2 protein-coding genes, 1 pseudogene and 1 CRISPR repeat array are annotated in these 4,386 nt (G+C 55.2%); of the genes and pseudogenes, 2 read left to right on the forward strand and 1 reads right to left on the reverse strand.

What is annotated here, in order from left to right:
• Positions 1-571 (reverse strand): annotated as a pseudogene (locus tag C446_RS19670) (hypothetical protein); the annotation flags it as partial.
• An 887-nt stretch (positions 572-1,458) separates the two neighbouring features.
• Positions 1,459-2,594: a CRISPR direct-repeat array (repeat unit 37 nt; unit sequence GTTCCAGTAGGAGAAAGCCCGGAGACGGGATTGAAAC).
• Between the two features lie 270 nt (positions 2,595-2,864).
• Here C446_RS19670 and C446_RS14890 point away from each other — a divergent pair.
• The gene (locus C446_RS14890; RefSeq protein ID WP_006673948.1) at positions 2,865-3,926 is read left to right on the forward strand and encodes a Cdc6/Cdc18 family protein; all 1,062 of its coding nucleotides are present in this window, start codon (positions 2,865-2,867) and stop codon (positions 3,924-3,926) included.
• Between the two features lie 65 nt (positions 3,927-3,991).
• Entirely contained in the window at positions 3,992-4,309 is a 318-nt protein-coding gene (locus C446_RS18890) for a hypothetical protein (RefSeq protein WP_152419454.1), read from the forward strand.
• Positions 4,310-4,386: the final 77 nt, after the last annotated feature.

Below are 4,386 nucleotides of genomic sequence, written 5' to 3' on the forward strand. Positions count from 1 at the left end.
AGACGGCGTCCAATTCCCTACAAGTCTCACGAAGAACAGTGGAGTGAACGCCTGAGAGGAGGATTAGATGACCTCGCAACGGAGCAACACCGTATGAAAGATCGCCCGAGACGAGACCATCGAGGTATTCGCGCTGGTACTCGCCACATCGGATATGAAACCACACTGGGTCTACCCGTGGCTTCACCTTCACGCGAAGCCCGAAGCCACGATCGTTCTCAACGATTTCGACGTGACGACTCGGCTTCGTACAACAACTACACTTCCGCAGATAGTTACTCGAGCCGAACTCCCCGACCGGTCTATCACCGGGACAGCCGCGATCGTACCAGCTCCCGAACGCCTCCTGGACTTTATACGCTGCTGCGTTCCGGTCGTGTGCGTACAGACTACTGTCGTCGGGCTCAAGACGTTCTGCCAGTCTCGTCAGCGTAGCCTGACGCCCCGACCACTGGTAGCGATAGAACGACGGTAAATAGTCCGCAATTCGGTCGGCGATCGTCTGCCAATCGTCAATGACCTCACGAACGAGCTTGTTCTTTCGATCACTTGTTTCGATAGCCCGTTGCATGTGCAAAATTAGTTGATGCTTGGTACCCGGATGTGGGCATTAGTAGCCAACCCTGTTCAGAGAAACCTGCAACATCATCTGGTTTTTGGCCCTAATTTCGAAAGCGTGCAACAGGGTATTCGAGTTTGAGTCGGATCGTTCGAGCGATAGTCTCGGACTTGGTGCCGGCGCAAAACTCGTTAAGTGTTTGCTGATTCATTGAACCCATGATCAATTCCAATTCGTCGCCCGTGCAGTCGCTGATTGCCTCTCATGTCCACCCTCCGACCCTTTCTGGATCTACCAACCGACTACTTGTTGACATCAGTCCTACTTAGTACATTGGCAATTCACTTAGATGTCGAATCCATAAGTTACTTAGTTGCCACCTCTGTGGGTTGTACTAACTCGGTCGTGGCTACAGGTCACGGCCGACAAGCGGTAGTTTCACCGCTCTCAGCCGTTGATGTTACGGCTGTAGGCTCGCCCGCCGTCACGCCCGGCTCGGGCGCCTCTGGCTTGAATGCATGGGCACGGGCTCTTTGCCCACGAGGCTCCGCCGGGATAGGCGAAAAGCGGCGCATAGACAGCGCCCGGCTCAAGGCAGTAGTACAGCAACAGTGGTTGCGGCACAGGACTCTGGCGAGTCCGACGTGGCCGCGGAAATTATAGCCCACAGGTGCTCGGCGTATACCGAGTGCGAACGAACCCGTCACGCCAAGAGCGGGTATCCCACCGTATACTGAGGATGATACACCAATCGTCCGAGAAAACGGAAAAAGAAAGATTTCATTCATACCTTCATCGACCCACTTAAACAGGCTGTACAGCAAGGGTCGACGAAGACATACCGGTAAATGAGTGCTGGAAAATTAGCCAGCAACACTCTGGACGAATCTAAACCCCCTGTTCCAGTAGGAGAAAGCCCGGAGACGGGATTGAAACGCATATCTATCGATCGCTCGCGGATGGATCACGGGGGTTCCAGTAGGAGAAAGCCCGGAGACGGGATTGAAACAACACTCGAGTCGGGTTAAGTCGCTATCCAGTAGACGTTCCAGTAGGAGAAAGCCCGGAGACGGGATTGAAACCCAGTCCCGTCGGCGTCATCGCCACCACTGCCGTGTTCCAGTAGGAGAAAGCCCGGAGACGGGATTGAAACTGAGCGACAGGGACCATTCAACATCAACTTCGACCGTTCCAGTAGGAGAAAGCCCGGAGACGGGATTGAAACTCTACGCCACGAGCGACGACGCGCTCGTGCTCGTTGGTTCCAGTAGGAGAAAGCCCGGAGACGGGATTGAAACCGCTTCACGACGACCGGTACGAGTACCTTTTCGACGGTTCCAGTAGGAGAAAGCCCGGAGACGGGATTGAAACTGGTGGTCACGAGTCTCCGCCGTAACCACGCTAATGTTCCAGTAGGAGAAAGCCCGGAGACGGGATTGAAACCCCTTGGATCCACCGCTGAAGACTTTCTAACCCTCACCGTTCCAGTAGGAGAAAGCCCGGAGACGGGATTGAAACTGGACATCAGCTGTTGCCCCCTCAGAGATTGTTATTGTTCCAGTAGGAGAAAGCCCGGAGACGGGATTGAAACTTTCACACGCACACCGTCGTCACGAGCGTCGGCGGCCGTTCCAGTAGGAGAAAGCCCGGAGACGGGATTGAAACGAACCACTGGATATCGAACTCGCGGGGAACGACGCGGTTCCAGTAGGAGAAAGCCCGGAGACGGGATTGAAACAGTAGCTGGTTCACTATCTCGAGTTTCTTTACCGTAGTTCCAGTAGGAGAAAGCCCGGAGACGGGATTGAAACTCGCCGAGTTCGCGGTCGATCGCCTCCTCGATTGCGTCGTTCCAGTAGGAGAAAGCCCGGAGACGGGATTGAAACTTGAGATTCACCGCGTCGATCTCCGGCAGTGCACCGTGTTCCAGTAGGAGAAAGCCCGGAGACGGGATTGAAACTAGTCGTCGCCGTAGCCTTTGCCGGCCTTCCATTTCGAGTTCCAGTAGGAGAAAGCCCGGAGACGGGATTGAAACTTGGTAGCACCTCCGTTTTAGTCGTATTTTTTGTACTGATCCAGCAGGAGAAGGTCCCGCCCTTGAGGAAACATCCAAAAAGAAACATAGCTCGTGAACTGAATACAGCGATTGAGTCAGCACGGCGACTTCGCTTATTTTTCATTGAACTCAGAGTATCAGCTGTTCAGTCACGGCCATCAAGACCGATCATCGGTCAGAGACTTAAACTGAGTCGAATATTCGGAACTGCAAGTAGTCTTTTTAAGCAACGTGATAGTCGTTGGTGATATGATAGCCGATCCGAGGGTCTTCGACGATTCCAATGACGACGTCGAGCTGCTTCATCGCGGCGGGGAGATGCGCGAACTCCTCGAGCACTGGCGCAATCCGGACCAGGACAACATCCTCTTGTCAGGGCCCAGTGGCGTGGGGAAATCGCTATTTGCCAAGGTCGTCCTCGACCGACTCGAGGAGCAGACGGCGATCCATCGAGTCCGCGTCAACTGTCTCCGGGAGACATCGGCTGGCATCCTCCGGGCGATCCTCGAAGACCATCCAAACGGGCCGGACAACGTGGCAACGACGACCTCGACTGACGCCGTCCGCCGGCAACTGCGTAGTGCGACTGATCGAGAGACGGTTGTCGTCCTAGACGAAGGCGACGAACTTCCAGAGACCGACGTCCTTGGAGACCTGCTGCGACAGCCTCAGCTGACCGTCATCGCCATCGCCCACGACGCAACTGACTGGCTCTCCCGGCTCGATGTCGACAACGGCCACTCGTTCGATCGTGGCCATATCGCCCTCGAGCGGTACCACGTCGACGAGCTGACCGAAATCCTCCACCGACGTGCTCGCCAGGGGTTCCATCGCGCCGATGTCGTCTCACGAGACCAACTCGAGTACATCGCCGACGAGGTCGCCGGCGTCGCTCGAAAAGGCATCCAGTGGCTCTGGGGTGCCGCCCTCGAGGCTACCGACCAGACCCATTACCGAATCCGTGACGGGGATATCCAGGACGGAAAGGAACGAGCCTGGCACCACATCCGTGAGCTCAACATCGACTCGCTGCCGACGCACCACCAAGTGTTGTACGCGATCGTCCACGAGGCCGGCGAGATCTCGGGCTCGGAGTTGCACGCACGCTACGATGAGATCGCCGAAGAGGCGTACCAGGGCACGCCTGCGACGCCGATCGGCGAACGGGCCCGTCGGAAGAAGTTCCCGAAGCTCGTCGAGTACGACCTCGTCGACTACGATGGCCCGACCCGCGACCGAACGTACTGGCCGGTCGATGACGACGTCGAGCCGCAGGTCAACTTGCCTACAACACACATGCAACTCAGATAGGCGCTGCTAACATTCTTCCATTCCAATCGAAATACACTAATATATTGATAGTCAATCCAAAATTGATGTCTGATAGAGACAATATTTCACGACGAAAGACACTACTAACGACTGGGGCCCTCAGTGGCTCATTACTGGCCGTCCCTGCTGCCGCCGCAGCCAAGACGGAGGAAGGAGACCAGGATGAATTAACAGAAGAGGAGTTAATCAAAGCTCTCGAAGACTCCGAAATAGTCGTAACGAAATCCGAGCAGACTGACTCGAGATCGAGAGTAGACTCACAACAGTCCAATGTGGTCGATGATACTAAAGTGTACGTTGGCGAAAATAAGAACGCCGAACCGCCAGCGGGTAGTCCGGTTGCGGTCGAAATGCTCTGTTGAACGCAAGAAGGCGACAGTATTGAATTTATGATATTCGTCTTAATGCCGCTATATGGCCTGAGAGTCCTGTTTTGAAA

Source organism: Halobiforma nitratireducens JCM 10879 (assembly GCF_000337895.1).
Lineage (GTDB): Archaea > Halobacteriota > Halobacteria > Halobacteriales > Natrialbaceae > Natronobacterium > Natronobacterium nitratireducens.

What these genes read in the sequence shown, in the direction of transcription:
- C446_RS14890 (WP_006673948.1), top strand. Translation starts at nt 2,865, where the DNA reads ATGATAGCCGATCCGAGGGTCTTCGACGATTCCAATGACGACGTCGAG.
- C446_RS18890 (WP_152419454.1), top strand. Translation starts at nt 3,992, where the DNA reads ATGTCTGATAGAGACAATATTTCACGACGAAAGACACTACTAACGACT.